Origin of the sequence: Sinorhizobium americanum, assembly GCF_001651855.1 — a bacterium.
In the GTDB taxonomy this organism is placed as follows: Bacteria; Pseudomonadota; Alphaproteobacteria; order Rhizobiales; family Rhizobiaceae; genus Sinorhizobium; species Sinorhizobium americanum.
On the sequence record NZ_LNQC01000049.1, the window covers coordinates 60,212 to 77,062 of the forward strand.

The following is a 16,851-nucleotide window of genomic DNA, read 5'->3' on the forward strand; positions in this document are numbered from 1 at the left end:
GTAAGAGGGTGGAGCAATTCGCCCCTGTCGCGCGAAGGGTGCGCCACGGTTGAACGCGAGATGCATGAAGACAATACCCAAAGCGCGTCCGCATTCGTTGAATGCGGACGCGCTTTGGAAGTGTACAGCGATCTCGGAGAGCCCAAAAGGATGCGGCCGGGCTGCGGGGCAAAAGTGATCAGAAATGATCGACGTCGATGATGGCCTGCGCAAAGGCTTGAGGCGCTTCCTGCGGCAGGTTGTGACCAATGCCGCCGGTGATCAGCCGATGCTCGTACGTGCCGGAAAACTTCTTGGCGTAGGATGCGGGCTCCGGATGCGGTGCACCATTGGCATCGCCCTCCAGGGTGATGGTCGGCACGCCGATCAACGGGAATTGGGCGAGCCTTTCTTCGAGAGCATCGTATTTTTGCTCGCCGTCTGCCAGGCTGATCCGCCAACGGTAATTGTGGATCGTGATATCGACATGATCCGGGTTCTCGAAAGCGGCCGCGCTGCGGTTGAAGGTGGCGTCGTCGAATGTCCATTTCGGTGATGCGAGCTGCCAGATAAGCCTCGCGAATTCCGTTCGGTTTCGCTCGTAGCCGGCGCGCCCGCGGTCTGTGGCAAAGTAGAACTGGTACCACCAGGCATGCTCGGCGCCGGGCGGCAGTGGCATCTTGTTGGCTTCACGGCTTGCTATGAGGTAGCCGCTCACGGATACAAGGGCCTTGCACCGCTCCGGCCAGAGAGCGGCGATAATGTTGGCTGTGCGCGCGCCCCAATCGCATCCGCCGATGACCGCCCTTTCGATCCCAAGCGCGTCCATCAAGGCGATGATGTCGGCGGCGATTGCCGCCTGCTGGCCATTGCGAGGCGTCTCCGGCGCAAGAAAGCGCGTCGTCCCATAGCCGCGCAGATAGGGAATAATCACCCGGTAGCCGGCCTCCGCCAGCAAGGGCGCCACGTCGACATAGGTGTGGATGTCATAGGGCCAGCCGTGCAGAAGGATAACCACAGGCGCATCACCAGAGCCGAGTTCGGCGTAGCCGACATCAAGAACGCCCGCAACGATCTGCTTCAGCGAGGCGAAGGATGTGTTCGTCCCTGCCGTGATCGCCGGAATGCCGGCTTCAGAGGCTGATTTTGCCGCGGCAACGCCGCTGATGCCCAATTGCGCGGCGGCGAGCGTCAACGCCGCCGCTCCCATGAAGCGCCGCCTCTGCAGATTGATTTCCCCTGTCATAGATCGTCTCCGGACTGTGTGAACTACAGTCTCGGAATGCTGTTTGTATGTATCTCCGTTGTGACTTCGCGAGACCGCGATTGAAAGCTCGTGTAGTTCACCCGAGCCAAGATACAGTGGGTTACATTTCCACGGGCGGCTGCACTATGCGGACGCGCTTTCACGCGCATTCCGCCGGATCGTTTGCGGTGGCTGCCCAAGCGTGCGAAGAAAGGCGCGGCGCATGCGATCCGGATCGGCGAAACCGACCTCCACCGCGATCACGTCCATGGAGTGCCGGCCCTGCTCCATCATCAGCCGCGCCGCCTCGACGCGGAGATTCTCCACTGCCTTGGCGGGAGATTGTCCCGTCTCTGCCCGAAACGCCCGGCTGAACTGGCGCGGACTCAGCCCCGCCGCATCCGCCAACTCTTCCACCGACAACACGCCGCGGAGATTCGCCTTGGCGTAGTCAATCGATTTCTGGACCCGGTCGGACTTCGGCTCGAGCTCGAGCAAGGCCGAAAATTGCGATTGGCCCCCGGCGCGCCGGTGATAGACGACAAGCTTGCGGGCGACGTTGCGCGCAACGTCCTGGCCATGGTCCTCCTCGATCATCGCAAGCGCAAGATCGATGCTCGCCGTCATTCCTGCCGACGTCCACACGCTTCCGTCAACGATGAAGATGCGATCGTCCTCGACCTTGACCGCGGGGAAGCGCTCCTGGAGCTGGCGGGCGAAGGCCCAATGGGTGGTCGCGCGGCGTCCGTCGAGCAGACCAGCTTCGGCAAGAACGAAGGCGCCGGTGCAGGGCGCGGCCACCCGGCGCGACGTTTCAACCGCGCGGCGCGAAAATGCAATCAGCGCGGGCGTCATTGGCTCGATCGTCGTGCCGGCGCCAAACATGACGGTCTCATAAGGCGTTTCGTCGAAGGCTTTCGTGAGGACGCCGAAGCCGGCCGACGACTTTACCTCGCCGCCCGCTTCCGAGAGCAGCTCTATCTCATATGCCGGCTCCCCCAGCGCGGAGTTCGCCATCTCGAAGGCGGTTACCGCCGCGAAGCCCATGAGCTGGAATCTTGGAAAGACGACAAAGCCGATCCTATGCATGGGCAACATCCTTGCTGGAAATATGCGAGGGTACGATATTCCCGCTGGAGACAAACCGCCACTCAGTCTCGAGCGGCTTCTTCCTGAGAAATCCGGACCGGACGCGACAATGGCGGCGAACGGCCTATAGCCACAACCGCGACAAAGCCGAGCACCAACATGACGGCAATGGCGAGAAAGCCGTCGCCGAACGCGAGCGCCCAGGCCTGCCGCCGAGCCGCTGACCCAATCTGCACTGCCGCCCGCACCGTGGCGCCGGCGTCGCTCGCAACCCGGCCCGCAACAGCGCCGGCGAGGCTGTAAATCCGCTCGGCGTCGGCGAGTGCGTCCGAATGAACCTTCTGACGCTCGGTAACGATGCTGGAGAGAACCCCGACGCCGAACGTCGTTCCCGCCAGGTTGCTGATATTGAATGTCAGCGACGCTGTCGGAAGGTCCGCGGGCTTCAAACTGCCCGTGCCGACGACCATGGCGGGCGTCAACAGCACCAATTGACCGGCCGAATAAAGGGCGAGCCCATAGTGGAAAAGGTCCCCCGCGGACGTTCTGGCTTCGCTGCCCATGAGCACGGTGCCCAACACCAGGAGGACAAGGCCGGTTCCCATCGCGATGCGCAGATCGAATAGATGCAGAAACCGCCACACCAAGGGGAGAGCGAACAATTGCCCAGCCGCGGCCCAAAGCATGAGTGCGGAGACATCGAGCGGCCGATGACCCTCTACGGTGGCGAGGAATTGCGGCACAAGGTATGAGCTCACGGCGAGGCCGGCGCGGAGGAGGAAATTCAACCCAATCGGAAGGCCGAACTTCTGTGTGAGGAGGAGCCGCGGTGCCAAAAGCGGCAGAGCGGACGAGCGGGACACGAAAATGAAACCCGCCCACGCGGCAACGGACAGGGCCGTGCCCCAGACGATCAACTCGCTTGCGAACCAGAAGCGACGCGCTCCCTGGGCGAGAACCAGCATTAGGCTCGCAAGCGCGAGCGACAACAGGAGGATGGACGTCCAATGGCCCTTGAGCGCCGACCAGTTCAGGGTCTTGTGCGGAACCCAAAGACGGGCGGCAAGAGCCAGAGCCGCGCCGATCGCTGCCTGAACGGCGAAAAGCGCGCGCCAACCGAAACTGTCCGAGAGATAGCCGGCAATGGCAGCCCCTGCCGTCCCGGAAAAGAGAAGGGCAAATGCCAGTATCACCACCACATAGGCGAGACGCGGTCCGCCGGCGACCATGAAGACGGCGACGAATGCCGCCGGCCCGAACCCGCCGGCTGCAAAGCCTTGCAGCGATCGGAGTGCGACCATGGCGCCAAGGTCGCTCGTCAGGGCACCGGCGAGCGCCGCAGCCGCAAACAGGATGGAGCTCGCAACCAGGTAACGGCCGATGCTCAAGGCCCCGATCAGCAGGCCTGAGGTGACAATGCCGGCGCAACTTCCCATCGTATAGGCGGTCAGTATCCAGGAGCCCTCGTCGGCACTGGACAAGAGCCCGTCCTGGATGTCGGTGATGTTTGCCGAGGCAAATTGGGCCGACAGGTTCACCAGGAATGAGCCTGCCAGCCCGGTCGCGAGGAATAGCAGATTTTCACGTGTCAGGGTGGGCGTGCTCATTTGAACCCTCCTCGGCGGTCGAGTAAGTGCCGGTGTTCACGGCGTGGTTTGGGCGATCGTTCGCGCCTTACACGGCCGCAGTGCGGTAGCGAGCGGCCGGCGACCGGAGAGAAAGGTTCGGCATCAGTTTCTGCCGCGCCGCCTCATAGGTTTCCCAATCGGCAACGTCCGGCAGCGCCGGAATGGTCACTTGTTCGCCGAAATCGAAGCCGGCGAGCGCGGCGTCCACCATGTCTTCGGCGCCCATGACGATCTCGCTCGGGACATGCTCCAGAGGAGTTCCGGCAATGCCCCAGAAGTCGGTGGCCGTCGCCCCCGGGAGGACCGCCTGAATGCGGATGTTCTTTTCGGAGAGTTCCTTCTGAAGCGACTGGGTAAAGGCGAGCACATAGGCCTTGCTGCCGCCATAGACGCCGTTCAACAGCTCCGGCGCGATAGCGACGATCGAAGCAATGTTGATGATCGCACCGGTCCGACGGGCGACGAAGCCGGGAACCGCTGCATAGGTTAACCGCGTCAGCGCGTTGACGTTCAGCGTGATCATCTCTTCCATCTTGTCGACGTCGGAGGCGAGCAGCGGGCCGGTTGCACCGACGCCGGCATTGTTGACCAGCAAGGCAATGCTGGCATCGTTCCGAAGTATTTGCTCGACGCGGCCGAGATCGTCCCCGTTGCCGAGATCTGCCGCAACGGCCTCGATGGCGCGGCCGGTCTCGTCGGTCAGGCGCCTGGCGAGATCGTTGAGGCGGGCCTGGTTGCGTGCGACGAGGATCAGATCATATCCCCTGCGCGCCAGGCGATCAGCATAGATCGCCCCGATGCCGGAGGAAGCGCCGGTAATCAGCGCGGTACCTTTCGAATGCTGGGTCATGACGGGCTCCATTGGTTGGCTTGGAGCCTTGATAGTAGGGCGAGACCGCCATGTCTCAAATGTCGTATATCCGGCAATTTAGGACATGCTGCCCTCGTTCGGCCAGTACCCTCGTTCCATCACGCCCTTCAGCGCGACCGGAGTGACAGGCTCGGCGTCGCCTGCATCGGACCCTGATCAGGCGAAGACGTCGGCCCGCCCACGAGCGCCGCGATCGCCGATGTCTCTCGCGGATCGGTGTCCCATGCACAGGGCGCGACCGCGAGCGCCGTGATGGCCATTGCCACCGCAAAAATCCGCATTGGCACTCTCCTTTTCTGGGTCTGCCCTATGGATCGCGTTGCTCATCCAAACGTGAAAACGAAGGCCTCGACGCCCGGATCAAGGAAGCGGATCTCGAACGTCCGCTCCCGCACTTCTCCCGACTGGCGCACGAGCTGATAGAGGCGCGTCTCACTCACCGTTCCGTTTCCCTTGGGATTGATGTCTGAACCGTGATCCGGCCCCGGTACAGCGCCATCGACCATCACTTGGAAGCGCACTTTCCTGCCGCTCGCCCCTGGTCCGAGGACGAGGTGCAGGTCGCGCGCGCTGAACCTGTAGGAGATCGCGCCTCCGGCGCGATTGAGCGTTGCCTGCTCGGCACCGACGGTCCAGTTACCGGCGAGGCCCCACTGATTGAGGCGCGGCTTTCCGACCGTGTAGTCGCGCGCCTCGTCGGCAGCCACTGCCTCGGGGGACGCGAAATTGGCGGCACGCATATAGCCGACATAGTCCTCGCCGGACTGAAGATTGGCGAGATCGGCCGCGACTTCGGCGCCCTTTGTCTCGGGCTGCACAAGACCGCTGCCAGTTCGGCGGCTACCCGCCGCTTCCGCCAGCAGCTCCTGGATGACTCGTTCCGACTGCGCGTAATCACCCTCGCCGAAGTGATGATGCCTGATCCTTCCCTCGGCATCGATGAGATAGTGGGCCGGCCAGTAGCTGTTGCCGAAGGCGCGCCAGATCGCGAAGTCGTTGTCGACCGCAACCGGATAACCGATGTTGAAATCCGTGACCGCCTGCTTGACGTTGTCGATGCGCCGCTCGAAGGCGAATTCGGGTGCATGTACGCCGATAACCACCAGGCCCTGTTCCCGGTACTTCTCCGCCCAGGCGCGTATATAGGGGATCGTCCGGATGCAATTGATGCAGGAATAGGTCCAGAAGTCGACGAGCACCACCTTGCCGCGCAGCTCTTCCACCGTCAGCGGCTTGGAATTCAGCCACTCCACTGCGCCGTCGAGCGGTGGAAAGACACCCTCCACCGGCAGATTGCTTCGATAGCCCCGGACCTGACCGTTCACGGCTGGTGTGGCACGATGGTTCGCCGCCGTCTGGGCGGGTTCGCTATGCAGCCGATCGAGGAGCGACTGCTCGATGCTCGTGGTGCCCGCAAAGGAGAGGCGCGCCAGCAGCCCGGTATCGAGGCCGAGCGCAATTGCCGCGACACCCGCCAGCACGGCAATGCCGAGGCCCTGCCGGAGACGCTCGCCGAGACCGAGCGACCGCTTCATGGCCGCAAACACTCTTCCGCCGGCGAGCACAGCCAGCGCCAGCGAGGTCGCCGCGCCGGCCGCATAGGCCGTCAGCAGAAGCGTTGTACCCACATTGGCGCCATGGAGGGCGGCGCCGGTCAGAACCAGCCCGAGGACCGGGCCGGCGCAAGGGGCCCAGAGAAGCCCGGTTGCGACACCAAGGAGCAATGATGCTCCGACGCTCGCCTTCTGCCCGGCCGTTCGTTGTGAGAGGCGATTGCCCAGCCCGACTACCGGACGGGTGACCATGGCCGCAACTTGCGGCGACACCAGCATCACGCCGAGGACCGCGAGCACTGCGATTGCTGCAAATCGGCCGGCCTCGTTTGCATGCACCGCCCAGTCGCCGCCGACCGCGGCAAGCGTTGCTACGCCCGCGAATGTCGCGACCTTGCCGATGAGCATCGGAAGAATGCTCCTGGCAAATGGCTGACCGGCTCGTGAAAACACGAAGGGCAAGACAGGGAGAATGCAGGGGCTGACGATGGTCAGCACACCGGCGAGATAAGCTATCGTGAAAAGGATCATCGTCGTCCCTCTGCATTGGACCGGCGCACTTGCATCGGTCGCGCTGTTACGCGCTGCAGGGGATCAGCGTGACGTATCTCGGTTGTGTCCTCGCTCCAGGGGATCTGTATCAAAGTGCAAGAGGCCGCTTGGGCCTTCTGTTGTCCCCAAAAAGCCGGGAAGCAGCCGCTTCGTTACGGAAGTAGCTTGAGCAGTTCCTTCGCTGCCGAGGTGGACGAAGACGGGTTCTGTCCGGTGACCAAACGACCATCCACGACCGTGAAATCGGCCCAGTCGGCAGCCCTTTCAAAGCGGCCGCCGAGGCGCTTCAGCTCGTCTTCGACGAGGAACGGCACGACCTCGGTCAGTTGTACCGCCTTCTCCTCGGAATTGGTGAAGCCGGTGACGCGCTTTCCCTTGACGATGGGCTCGCCTTGATAGGTGACCTGTCGCAGGACAGCCGGGCCGTGGCAGACGGCCGCGACCGGCTTGCCGGCGTGGTAGAAATCCTCGATCAGGGCAATCGAGTTCGTGTCGCCGGCGAGGTCCCACAACGGCCCGTGACCGCCCGGATAGAATATCGCGTCGAACCCGTCCGCCGTCACGTCTGCAAGCTTCGAGGTATTCGCCAGTGCCCGCTGCGCCGCGGGGTCCGTCTTGAAACGCTCCATCGCTTCGGTCTGGTCGCCCGGCTCATCGCTCTTCGGGTCGATCGGCGGTTGACCACCTTTCGGAGACGCGAGCGTGACCTCCGCCCCGGCATCCTTGAATACGTAATAGGGCGCTGCGAACTCCTCGAGCCAGAAGCCCGTCGGCTTGCCGGTGTTCCCGAGCTGGTCATGCGAGGTCAGAACCATCAGAATTTTCATCGCCATGCTCCTTCTCTTTGAGCCGCGTCCCCAGGCGGGCCTGCCGAGGCCTGCCTTGCTCGATCATGCGCCGCTTCAGCCTGCCGCCATTCTTTACCTGACGCCGTTTTCGGGCGAATACTCGCATTCTGGCAGTCACTATACCGAAAGGCGGCAGAATATTGGATCGTATCGATGCAATGAGAGTGTTCGTGACAGCGATCGACGAAGGCAGTCTCGCCGGTGCCGCCCGGCGGCTGAAGCGCTCGCCGACGGCGGTCAGCCGGGCGCTGAGTTTACTGGAGGCGCATGTCGGCGTCGAGCTATTGCACCGGACGACCCGCACGCTGAAACTCAGCGAAGCCGGCGAGCGCTATGCCGCCGCCTGCCGGCGGGTGCTGCTCGACCTCGAGGAGGCCGACATGCTCGCCGGCGGCGAACGCTCGGCTCCGCGTGGAAGACTGACGATCTCGGCGCCGCCAATCCTTGGGGAGGAAGTGCTTCGTCCTATTCTCGACGATTTCCTCGATCTCCACCCCGCCGTTTCGACCCAGCTCCTGTTGCTCGATCGCTTCGCCAACCTGGTGGATGAAGGCATCGACATTGCCCTGCGCGTCGGGCAACTGGCGGATTCGTCACTCATCTCCACCCGGGTGGGTGGGGACGTCAGGCGCGTCGTGGTCGCTTCGCCCGGCTATCTTGCCAATCAGCCGCGCATCGAGGAGCCCGCCGACCTCGCGAAACACCAGATCGTCGCTTTCAGCAATTTTGGACTGGACTCCTGGAGCTTTACGCCGGCGAAGGGCGTCCATCCCCAGGACGGTTCAATTCTCGCCGCGGTGCATCGTCAACAGCGTGCGCGCTGCTGCCGCTTCTGCAGTCGCTGGCCATGGCATCACCAGGCTCTATTCCTACCATGTGGCTGCCCACGTAAGAGACGGTAGCCTGATGGTCCTACTCGCCGAAGCCGAGCATCCGCCCCTGTCGGCGCATCTGCTCTCACCATCAGGGCGCATGTCGGTCCCGAAGGTCCGCGCCTTCGTCGACTTCGCCGCCCCACGCCTGCGCTCTGAATTTTCGCGTTTGGCGGCAGAGGCCGGTACGCTCCGCTGATTATACCGGTTTGCGGCGGAGTGTCCGTCGCACGCCGGCAATTCTCCCGATTCTCAGATCACTGTAGTTTCGACTGCAGAAGCCGCCTCCGCACCGGGGTGAACGACTGAGCGGCAATCATTCGACCGGCCGGACCTCGTCCCGCCGTTAACGAAGCTATGCCTGGAAGGACAGGAAATGGACAAGAGATTCTCTATCGGCGTTTTCGCCGCATTGTTCGCGGCCTTTGCCTTTTCGCTCAATTTCGTCGTGCCATTCATCATCGGTGACTACTCCACCTTTGATTTTGCCCTTGTCCGCCACGTCATATCCGCTCTGGTCGGCCTTTGCATTCTGTTTTCGCGAACAGGAGTGTGGCAGCATCTCACGCTTCGAAATTGGCTTTCGACGATCTGGCTCGCCTTCATCGGCTATGTCGGCTACTTCCTGACGGTGACCGGGTCCGCCATATTTGCCGGTCCGGTGATCGCTCCCGCCTTTCTTGGGCTGGTGCCGATCGTTCTCGCAGTCATCGGCAACCAGCGGCAGGAATCGGTGCCGTGGCGATTCCTGATGATGCCGCTCATGCTGGTGCTGATCGGTCTTGTTCTCATCAACGGCGCGGCATTCACGGTCGAGGGATTGAGCTCTGTTCATTCCCTCTGGATCGGCATTCCGCTGGCACTCGCAGCCGTGGCCTTGTGGGTCTCGTTCGCCATTGCCAACGAGGCTGCAATGGCCGCCCGACCCGAAATGCCTTCGGCCGTGTGGTCGGCGCTCACGCTGGTCGGCGGAGGCGTCTTGATGCTCGCCTTCTACCCTGTCGGTGCAGCGATGGACCTCTTCCAGCTTCCGCAACTCGGTTTCGGGTGGGACGCCGCTGGCTCGCTCTATCTTTGGGGCTCATCCCTCGCATTGCTGGCGACGGTATGCGGTGTATGGGCGTGGAATGTCGCCTCACGAAACCTGCCCGTCGCCCTGACCGCGCAATTGATCGTCGCGGAAACCGCCTTCGGCGTCATTGGCGGACTCATCGTTCATGGGCGGTGGCCGACCGCAATGGAATGCGCTGGGGTTGCTATCCTGATCGCCGGAGTTGTTCTATCGATCCGGGTTTTCCACAAAAGCCGGACTCGATCGAGCAAGGCTTTGTCGCAAAAACTCAGCGGTTTACCGCGAGGCCTGACCGCCGCGTCCTGATCCAGAAACCGCTTGCGCGACGACTGTGGACCCAAACTGTGCGGTAGCCTCGTTATTTGCTGGCGGGCCACAAGGATCGGCTGTCGAAAAACCATTCTGCGCGCTCCTGGCCGGTTCGCAGCAGGGGCTCGATCGTCGCGCTGGAGCGGTCCAGTTTCGAGGCATAGTCTAAGTCAGCTTCGAGTTCGACGGCTCGGATGGTGATGGGTTTGTAGCGTGCGCCGAGTGAAGGGTATTCGACGAGAAGCTCATTTATTTTCGCAATAAAGTATAATTCCTGACTGAGCGCCAGATTGCCAGATAGCTCATTCCGGCGGTCGATAATCTCCGGCATCGCCCGCGGCTCGAGTTTACGCTGCTGCGGGTTGATCTGCACCACCCAGATTTCGTCTGGCCTCTCGGGCAACTCGGTGAATTCGCGGACAGGCGGATTGCGGCTGAAGAGCCCGTCCCAAAAGAGAGAGTCATGCGTGTGCACGGCGCGAAAGAGCGGGGGGACTGCCGCCGAGGCGACAAGCTCATCATAGATCAAGGTCTCGCCCTCAAACGCCACCCCGACGCCGCGAGTGATGTCCGTGGCCCCGATCAGAAGTTTCGGCTTGGCGCGACGATGCGGCTCGCTCGGCAGCGACGCAAGGTCGAGATGGCGACTGAGAAGGTCCCGCAACCGGGGCTCGGCCACAGGGCTATAGAGGTAAGGACTGATCTCGGCGCTGACTGGCAGCCGTGCTGACGACACCGCCCAGAAGTTTGCCACCGCATCGAGGGCGTCCTGCACCTCGACGTCGCGCCAAAAACCCATCAGGCGGCGTCCGGCCTCGTCCGCTCCACCGCGGATCAAGCCGGACCATACCAATGCCGCGCATACAGCGCCGCCCGACGTCCCACTCAAGGCAAGCAGCTGGTAGCGGTCGCGGAACTGCGGCGCCAGGAGGGCACGAAGCACACCGGCCGCGAACGCAGCATGGCTGCCTCCTCCTTGGCAGGCGATCGCAATTTTTGGCACCGGCCACATCAGAAATACAACTTCCGTCAAGTCCCTCAACGGACCTGACCGCGATAGTAGCGACCGTATGCGTCGAAGACTACTGCAAAGTGCCACAGCGACCTTTGCGCGTCTGCTAGGACGCGGCGCTGCAGGGGCACCGTGCAAGCACCAGCGATGATGTCGTCTAAACTGCCACGGCCAACACCGCGCAGCAGTCGCCGGCCTTGATCAGTCCGGGAAAGTGGCGGGCAACCAGCATCCCGGCCATGTTGGCCTGAACTTCGATCGGCTCGGCGCCGGTGCGCCCAATCGGATGGATCCGCGCGATAACGGAGCCGGATTCGACGGCCTCGCCGAGATCGACCAGGAACTCGACAAGCCCGCCATCTTCGGCAAAGGCGAAACAATCATCGCTCGGCATGTCCAGCCACTGCGTCGGTTGGGCGTCGATCGCGCCCTTGATGATCCCGGCGTGGCGCAGCACATTCATCGCGCCGCGTTTGGCAATCGCAGCGCTTTTCGCCGTCGCCGAACCGCCGCCCCCGAGTTCCGTAGTGATGAAGATCTTGCCCATCTCCTCGGCCGCCGTGTCGTACATGCCGACCGCATCGATCTCGAGCATCTTCATGGAAAACGGCGCTCCGAAGGCTCTGACAAAGTCGAAGGCGCTTGCTTCCTGCTCCTTGTCGTGAAGGATGTGGGCGGCGCAGAAGGGCAGGAAGTCGAGCGTCTTGCCCCCGGAATGGAAGTCGAGGACGATGTCTGCCAGCGGCAGAAGAACGCGCTGGAAATAATCGGCGATCTTCTCGGTCACCATACCGTCCGGCCGGCCCGGAAAGCTGCGGTTCATATTGCCCTTGTCGATCGGCGACGTCCGTGTCCCGCCGAGGAATGCCGGATAATTCATCGCCGGAACGATGATCACCCGCCCCTGAACCTCAGCGGCATCGAGCCTCCGGGCCAGATCGAAGAGCGCGATCGGCCCCTCATACTCGTCGCCGTGATTGCCGCCGGTGAAGAGGGCCGTCGGCCCTACCCCGTTCTTGACGACGGTGATCGGAATCATCACCGAACCCCAGGCGGAATCGTCGCGACTATAGGGCAGGCGCAGGAAGCCGTGCTGGACGCCGTCCGCCTCGAAGTCGACCGTGGCGCTGATCGGCGACGGCCGCAAATGCTGCTCCCTCATGTCCTCAGTCCTTGACCATCAGCTTGCGCGGCACGGAGGCGAGGCATTCGACGCCGCTCTCGGTGATCAGAATGCTCTCTGTCGTTTCGAAGCCCATGTCCTCGAGCCATAGCCCGGTCATGAAATGGAAGGTCATGCCCGGCTTCAGCTCGGTCCTGTCGCCGGGACGCAGGCTCATCGTGCGCTCGCCCCAATCCGGCGGATAGGAGAGACCGATCGGGTAGCCGGTGCGGTTGTCCTTGACGATCCCGTATTTCTTCAAGACCGCGAAGAAGGCGTTGGCGATGTCCTCGCAGGTATTGCCGGGCTTCGCCACGGCGAGGCCGGCCTCCATGCCCTCGAGCGTCGCCTTTTCGGCATCCAGAAAGGCCTGGGTCGGCTTGCCCAAAAAGACTGTACGCGACAGCGGCAGGTGATAGCGGTTGTAGCAGCCGGCGATCTCGAAGAAGGTCCCCTCGCCCCGCTTCATCGGCCGGTCGTCCCAGGTGAGATGCGGAGCGGAAGCTTCGACGCCCGAGGGAAGCAGCGGCACGATTGCCGGGTAGTCGCCGCCGATCCCGTCGACGCCGCGCGTGCCGGCATCGTAAATCTCTGCGACAAGATCGCATTTGCGCATGCCGACCTCGATCTTGTCGAAGATGCGCTGATGCATCGCCTCGACGATCCGGGCGGCGTTGCGCATGTATTTGATTTCCGTCTCGCTCTTGACGGCGCGCTGCCAGTTGACGAGCGCCGTCGCGTCGACGAAGCGGGCATTCGGCAGATGCTTCTGCAGCGAAGCGAAGGCTGCCGCCGAGAACCAGTAATTGTCCATCTCGACGCCGATCCGGAGCGACCCCCAGCCGCGATCGGCGAGGATGCCGGAGAGATGATCCATCGGGTGACGCTCGGTCGACTGAACATAGTGGTCGGGATAGCCTATGATATTCCCGTGATTGAGATAGGCGGTGAGCTTGGCGCCATTGGCGTCCTGACCGCGGCCGAACCAGATCGGCTCGCCGGCAGGCGGCACGATCACCGCCTGGTGCACATAGAAAGACCAGCCGTCATAGCCGGTAAGCCAGGCCATGTTGGACGGGTCGCTGACGATTAGGAGCTCGATGCCCTTGGCTTCCATCGCCTGACGGGTCTTATCGAGGCGCGCTTCATATTCCCCAAGGGAGAATTTGAGGTTGGGTTGGGTCATGGTTCTTCCCTCGTTTTCCGGACTTGCCGGCTTCAACTCTCGAAAGTGCTTCCGGCGTTTGCCGCGTTGGCGCGCGCGAAGGCGAGCGTAGCGATGGCGGTGTCCTGAATGCCGGTTCCGGTCAGGTCGGCGATGGTGATCTCGTTGGCGCTCGTGCGTCCCGCCCTCAGACCGGCGATCACCTGGCCGAGCTCCGCGAACTCGGCATCCGGCCCCACCACGCCGGCGGCAATCGCGTGATGCAGTTCGCCGAGACGGCGCGTCTGCTTCAGGCTGTCGGCGACATAGGTGGCGCGGGCGATCGCCCGCGGATCGAGCTCGTTCTTGTGCTCCGCATCCGAGCCCATGACGGTGACATGCTGGCCCGGCTCAAGCCAGGCGGCCTCGAGGATCGGCTTCTCCGCCGGCGTGGTCGTAACGACGATATCGGCGTCCGCGACAGCTGCCTGCGGATCGATAGATGCTTTGACCGGAAAGCCGAGCTTTACGGTCAGCGCGGTCGCCGCCGCTTCGGCCTTGGCGGCATCGCGGGCCCAGAGCCGCGCCTCGCGGATCGGGCGGACGAGGGTCAGCGCTTCGAGCTGCAGCCTTGCTTGCATGCCGGCGCCGAAGATCGCAGCGACGGAAGAATTCTCCCGTGAGAGGTGCTTTGCCGCGACTGCGCCGGCCGCGGCCGTGCGCACATCGGTGAGATAGCCATTGTCGAGCAACACGGCCTGCACGAGCCCGGTCTGGCTCGACAGCAGCACCATCATCCCATTGGTGCTCGGCAGGCCGATTTTTGGATTTTCGAAGAAGCCGGGGCTGATCTTGATGGCAAAACCGTCGAGACCGGGGACATAGGCCGTCTTGACGTCGACCTCGCCGCGATGCTCGGGAATGTCGAGCCTCAGGATCGGAGGCATCGCCACGGCCCGGGTGGCGAGCGAATGGAAGGCATTCTCGACGCAGGCGACCGCCTCGCGATCGAGCACCACGATACGGCGTAGCTCCGCCTCGGTGAGAATCGTCATCCTGGTCATGCGGCTGCCTCCTTGCGAAACGGATCCGTTTCACCGTTCATGACGCTGAGATGAAGACCCATGTGGACATTGCGGCCGGAGAGAATGACCGCGATTGGACCGTCGATGTCGTTGATCTTGCCGGCGAGAAGCGCCGCGATCCCGACGGCGCCGGCGCCCTCGACGATTTCGCGCTCCTCGGCATAGGCGTGGCGCATGCCGGCGGCGATTTCGCCCTCCGTCAGGAGGATGATGTCGTCGAGGAGCTCCCGGCACATGCGGAACGTCACGCGATTGTCGAGCCCGATGCCGCCGCCGAGCGAATCCGCAAGGCTTGGCTGTTCCTCGACGAGCACGGGCTTGCCGGCGGCAAGGCTCGCCTGCATGGCAGCGCCGCGCTCCATCGTAAGTCCGATCACCCGCGTCGCCGGCCTGCGCGCCTTGACCGCCGCCGCCACCCCGGCCGCCAGGCCGCCGCCCGAAACCGGCACGAGCACGAGGGCGACGTCCGGCATCTGCTCGACGATTTCGAGGCCAAGGGTCCCCTGCCCTGCGACGACCGCCGGATGGTCGAAGGGCGGCACCATCACGAGACCTTTTTCCGCGACCAGCCGTTCGACCTCTTCCTGCGCCTCGTCCTGCGAGCTGCCGACAATCCGCACATCCGCGCCAAGACGCCGGATTTCGGAGACCTTGTTTTCCGGCACGAGGTGCGACATGCAGATTGTCGCCAGCGAGCCTTCCGCCCTTGCCGCATGGGCGAGCGCCCGGCCATGATTGCCGGTCGAGGCCGCAACGACACCGCGCGCCCGCTCCTCGTTGGAGAGTGAAAGCACCGCATTGGTGGCGCCGCGCAGTTTGAAGCTGCCGGTCGTCTGGTGATGCTCGAGCTTGAGGCCGACAGGCACGCCGCAGCGTTTACTGAGCGATGGCGAAGCAACCAGCGGCGTCGTCAGCACGCGTCCGGAAAAACGCCGCGCGGCCGCTTCGATATCCTCGATCGTCACGGGGAGAGACGCTTTCACGGCCATTCCCCCTTAAGTGGCAGCGCCATCAGTCGTCCGAGCCGCGGACGTGCCTCCTGATCGCCGCAGAGGCGCAGGCAGGCCCAGGCGGTAGCGTAATTGCTGCTGACCACGGGCTTGCCGATCGCCGTCTCGATTTCCCCGATCACGCCGGCCGCGCGAACGGCCGTGCAGGAGATGAACAGTGCATCCGATTCCGGCGCCATGGCTTCCTTCGCAAAGGCGACGATCTCCTCGGGCGCGATCCGCGCCATCTCCCGGTCGTCGGAAAGCCCCAGGCAGGTGAAGCGGTCGATCTCGAAACCGAGTGCCGCAAAATAGTCCGCCATCGGCTGGCTGGTCTCGATCGTATAGGGAGTGAGGACGGAAATGCGCCTGGCGCCGAGCGTCCGCAGGCCTTCGACCGCCGCCGCGGTCGGCGTCACCACGGCAGCCCCGGGCTTGGCGGCCTCGATCGCTGCAGCGATCTCCTTGTCACCGATGATGACGGATGCCGAAGTGCAGGAATACATCACGACGTCGAGCGTTTCGTCGGGCAGGATCAGGCCTGCCGCGGCCGTTAGCGACGGCTGCATCGCCCGCAGGTTCTCCGGCGTCACCGGATTGGCATAGGGAATGCGCGCGACATAGACGCCAATCCGATCCGAGGCCACCAGTCGGCGAAAGTCGACTTCCGTGGTGTGGTCGGTGGCAAGGATGACGAGACCGATGCGCTTTTCCAGCGGCCGGTCGTCGAGGCGCGGTGTGCGCGCTGCCAAAGAAAGAGCGACAGGCGTTTCCATCAGCGTTCATCCACCCGTGCGTAGCGCTCTTCCAGCCAGCGCAGGAAGAAGACCGAAATCAGGCTCATGATCAGGAAGAACACGCCGACCAGCGTCATCGGCTCGATATAGCGATAATTGCTGTTGGCGATGCTTTTCGCCTGGTTCATCAATTCCAACACCGTGATTGCCGAAAGCAGCGGCGTCTCCTTGAACATGGCGATCAGGTAGTTGGCGAGCGCCGGGATCATCGGCGGGATCGCCTGCGGCAGGATCACGTGGACCCAGGTCTGCCGGGCCGTGAGGTTGGTCGCCTTGGCGGCTTCCCACTGGCCGCGCGCCACGTTCTCGATGCCGGCCCGGTAGACCTCGGCGGCGTAGGTGCCGTAATGGATGCCGAGGCCGATGACGCCGGCGAGCAGTGCCGGCAGACGGATGCCGATATCCGGCAGCACGTAGAAAATGAAATAGAGCTGCACGAGCAGTGGCGTTCCGCGGATGAACTCGACCGCGAAGCTCGTGGTGCGCGCGATCGGCGCCGGCGCCACCATGCGCAGGATCGCGAAGACGAGGCCGACGACGGCGGCGACCGCCGCGCCGAGGATGGTGGCGAGAATGGTGATCTGCAGCCCCTCGATGAGCGTCGGCATAATCTGGCGGACGAATTCCCAATCCCATTCCATGA

General features: G+C 63.3%; 15 protein-coding genes and 1 pseudogene. 2 read left to right on the plus strand and 14 right to left on the minus strand.

What is annotated here, in order from left to right; genetic code table 11:
- Window positions 1-178 precede the first annotated feature (178 nt).
- The 7 genes from ATC00_RS11200 to ATC00_RS11225 all read right to left on the minus strand — a co-directional run bounded on the left by ATC00_RS11200 (window position 179) and on the right by ATC00_RS11225 (window position 7,745).
- Window positions 179-1,225, minus strand: coding sequence for an alpha/beta fold hydrolase (locus ATC00_RS11200; protein WP_064252798.1), 1,047 nt, complete (start codon window positions 1,223-1,225; stop codon window positions 179-181).
- Window positions 1,226-1,369: 144 nt separating this feature from the next.
- Window positions 1,370-2,314 carry a GlxA family transcriptional regulator gene (locus tag ATC00_RS11205; RefSeq protein ID WP_064252799.1) on the minus strand — a complete coding sequence of 315 codons (945 nt, stop codon included), beginning with the start codon at window positions 2,312-2,314 and terminating at the stop codon, window positions 1,370-1,372.
- A 62-nt stretch (window positions 2,315-2,376) separates the two neighbouring features.
- On the minus strand, window positions 2,377-3,921 hold the full coding sequence (locus tag ATC00_RS11210; protein WP_064252800.1) for an MFS transporter: 1,545 nt from the start codon (window positions 3,919-3,921) through the stop codon (window positions 2,377-2,379).
- A gap of 67 nt (window positions 3,922-3,988) precedes the next feature.
- The gene (locus ATC00_RS11215) at window positions 3,989-4,792 is read right to left on the minus strand and encodes an SDR family NAD(P)-dependent oxidoreductase (protein WP_064252801.1); all 804 of its coding nucleotides are present in this window, start codon (window positions 4,790-4,792) and stop codon (window positions 3,989-3,991) included.
- A gap of 128 nt (window positions 4,793-4,920) precedes the next feature.
- Window positions 4,921-5,094 (minus strand): hypothetical protein, encoded by a 174-nt coding sequence (locus tag ATC00_RS32530; RefSeq protein WP_156878008.1) that lies wholly within the window; start codon window positions 5,092-5,094, stop codon window positions 4,921-4,923.
- Window positions 5,095-5,136: 42 nt separating this feature from the next.
- A complete protein-coding gene (locus ATC00_RS11220) occupies window positions 5,137-6,897 on the minus strand; it encodes a cytochrome c biogenesis protein DipZ (RefSeq protein WP_064252802.1) in 1,761 nt (586 codons plus the stop codon).
- Window positions 6,898-7,070: 173 nt separating this feature from the next.
- Window positions 7,071-7,745: a type 1 glutamine amidotransferase domain-containing protein gene (locus ATC00_RS11225; protein WP_064253055.1), complete on the minus strand. Its 675-nt coding sequence runs from the start codon at window positions 7,743-7,745 to the stop codon at window positions 7,071-7,073.
- Between the two features lie 161 nt (window positions 7,746-7,906).
- Between ATC00_RS11225 and ATC00_RS11230 the strand changes: the two are divergent.
- Window positions 7,907-8,837 (plus strand): annotated as a pseudogene (locus ATC00_RS11230) (LysR family transcriptional regulator).
- A 177-nt stretch (window positions 8,838-9,014) separates the two neighbouring features.
- Window positions 9,015-10,016, plus strand: a complete 1,002-nt coding sequence (locus ATC00_RS11235) for a DMT family transporter (RefSeq protein WP_064252803.1) — start codon at window positions 9,015-9,017, stop codon at window positions 10,014-10,016.
- A gap of 52 nt (window positions 10,017-10,068) precedes the next feature.
- Here the strand turns inward: ATC00_RS11235 and ATC00_RS11240 are convergent, their stop codons facing one another.
- The 7 genes from ATC00_RS11240 to ehuD form a co-directional block, all read right to left on the minus strand.
- Window positions 10,069-11,052, minus strand: coding sequence for a patatin-like phospholipase family protein (locus ATC00_RS11240; RefSeq protein ID WP_234782278.1), 984 nt, complete (start codon window positions 11,050-11,052; stop codon window positions 10,069-10,071).
- A gap of 136 nt (window positions 11,053-11,188) precedes the next feature.
- On the minus strand, window positions 11,189-12,193 hold the full coding sequence (doeB, locus tag ATC00_RS11245) for a N(2)-acetyl-L-2,4-diaminobutanoate deacetylase DoeB (protein ID WP_064252805.1): 1,005 nt from the start codon (window positions 12,191-12,193) through the stop codon (window positions 11,189-11,191).
- A gap of 4 nt (window positions 12,194-12,197) precedes the next feature.
- A complete protein-coding gene (gene doeA, locus ATC00_RS11250; RefSeq protein WP_064252806.1) occupies window positions 12,198-13,379 on the minus strand; it encodes an ectoine hydrolase DoeA in 1,182 nt (393 codons plus the stop codon).
- A 32-nt stretch (window positions 13,380-13,411) separates the two neighbouring features.
- Entirely contained in the window at window positions 13,412-14,401 is a 990-nt protein-coding gene (eutC, locus tag ATC00_RS11255; protein ID WP_064252807.1) for an ectoine utilization protein EutC, read from the minus strand.
- Window positions 14,398-15,405: a hydroxyectoine utilization dehydratase EutB gene (gene eutB, locus ATC00_RS11260; RefSeq protein ID WP_064253056.1), complete on the minus strand. Its 1,008-nt coding sequence runs from the start codon at window positions 15,403-15,405 to the stop codon at window positions 14,398-14,400. Before eutB ends, eutC begins: the two co-directional genes overlap by 4 nt.
- Window positions 15,402-16,187, minus strand: a complete 786-nt coding sequence (eutA, locus tag ATC00_RS11265; protein ID WP_064252808.1) for an ectoine utilization protein EutA — start codon at window positions 16,185-16,187, stop codon at window positions 15,402-15,404. Before eutA ends, eutB begins: the two co-directional genes overlap by 4 nt.
- Window positions 16,187-16,849 carry an ectoine/hydroxyectoine ABC transporter permease subunit EhuD gene (gene ehuD / locus ATC00_RS11270; RefSeq protein ID WP_037382386.1) on the minus strand — a complete coding sequence of 221 codons (663 nt, stop codon included), beginning with the start codon at window positions 16,847-16,849 and terminating at the stop codon, window positions 16,187-16,189. Before ehuD ends, eutA begins: the two co-directional genes overlap by 1 nt.
- Window positions 16,850-16,851: the final 2 nt, after the last annotated feature.

Coding starts and splice junctions, on each gene's coding strand:
- ATC00_RS11200 (WP_064252798.1), bottom strand. CDS start 1,225: ATGACAGGGGAAATCAATCTGCAGAGGCGGCGCTTCATGGGAGCGGCG.
- ATC00_RS11205 (WP_064252799.1), bottom strand. CDS start 2,314: ATGCATAGGATCGGCTTTGTCGTCTTTCCAAGATTCCAGCTCATGGGC.
- ATC00_RS11210 (WP_064252800.1), bottom strand. CDS start 3,921: ATGAGCACGCCCACCCTGACACGTGAAAATCTGCTATTCCTCGCGACC.
- ATC00_RS11215 (WP_064252801.1), bottom strand. CDS start 4,792: ATGACCCAGCATTCGAAAGGTACCGCGCTGATTACCGGCGCTTCCTCC.
- ATC00_RS32530 (WP_156878008.1), bottom strand. CDS start 5,094: ATGCGGATTTTTGCGGTGGCAATGGCCATCACGGCGCTCGCGGTCGCG.
- ATC00_RS11220 (WP_064252802.1), bottom strand. CDS start 6,897: ATGATCCTTTTCACGATAGCTTATCTCGCCGGTGTGCTGACCATCGTC.
- ATC00_RS11225 (WP_064253055.1), bottom strand. CDS start 7,745: ATGAAAATTCTGATGGTTCTGACCTCGCATGACCAGCTCGGGAACACC.
- ATC00_RS11235 (WP_064252803.1), top strand. CDS start 9,015: ATGGACAAGAGATTCTCTATCGGCGTTTTCGCCGCATTGTTCGCGGCC.
- doeB (WP_064252805.1), bottom strand. CDS start 12,193: ATGAGGGAGCAGCATTTGCGGCCGTCGCCGATCAGCGCCACGGTCGAC.
- doeA (WP_064252806.1), bottom strand. CDS start 13,379: ATGACCCAACCCAACCTCAAATTCTCCCTTGGGGAATATGAAGCGCGC.
- eutC (WP_064252807.1), bottom strand. CDS start 14,401: ATGACCAGGATGACGATTCTCACCGAGGCGGAGCTACGCCGTATCGTG.
- eutA (WP_064252808.1), bottom strand. CDS start 16,187: ATGGAAACGCCTGTCGCTCTTTCTTTGGCAGCGCGCACACCGCGCCTC.
- ehuD (WP_037382386.1), bottom strand. CDS start 16,849: ATGGAATGGGATTGGGAATTCGTCCGCCAGATTATGCCGACGCTCATC.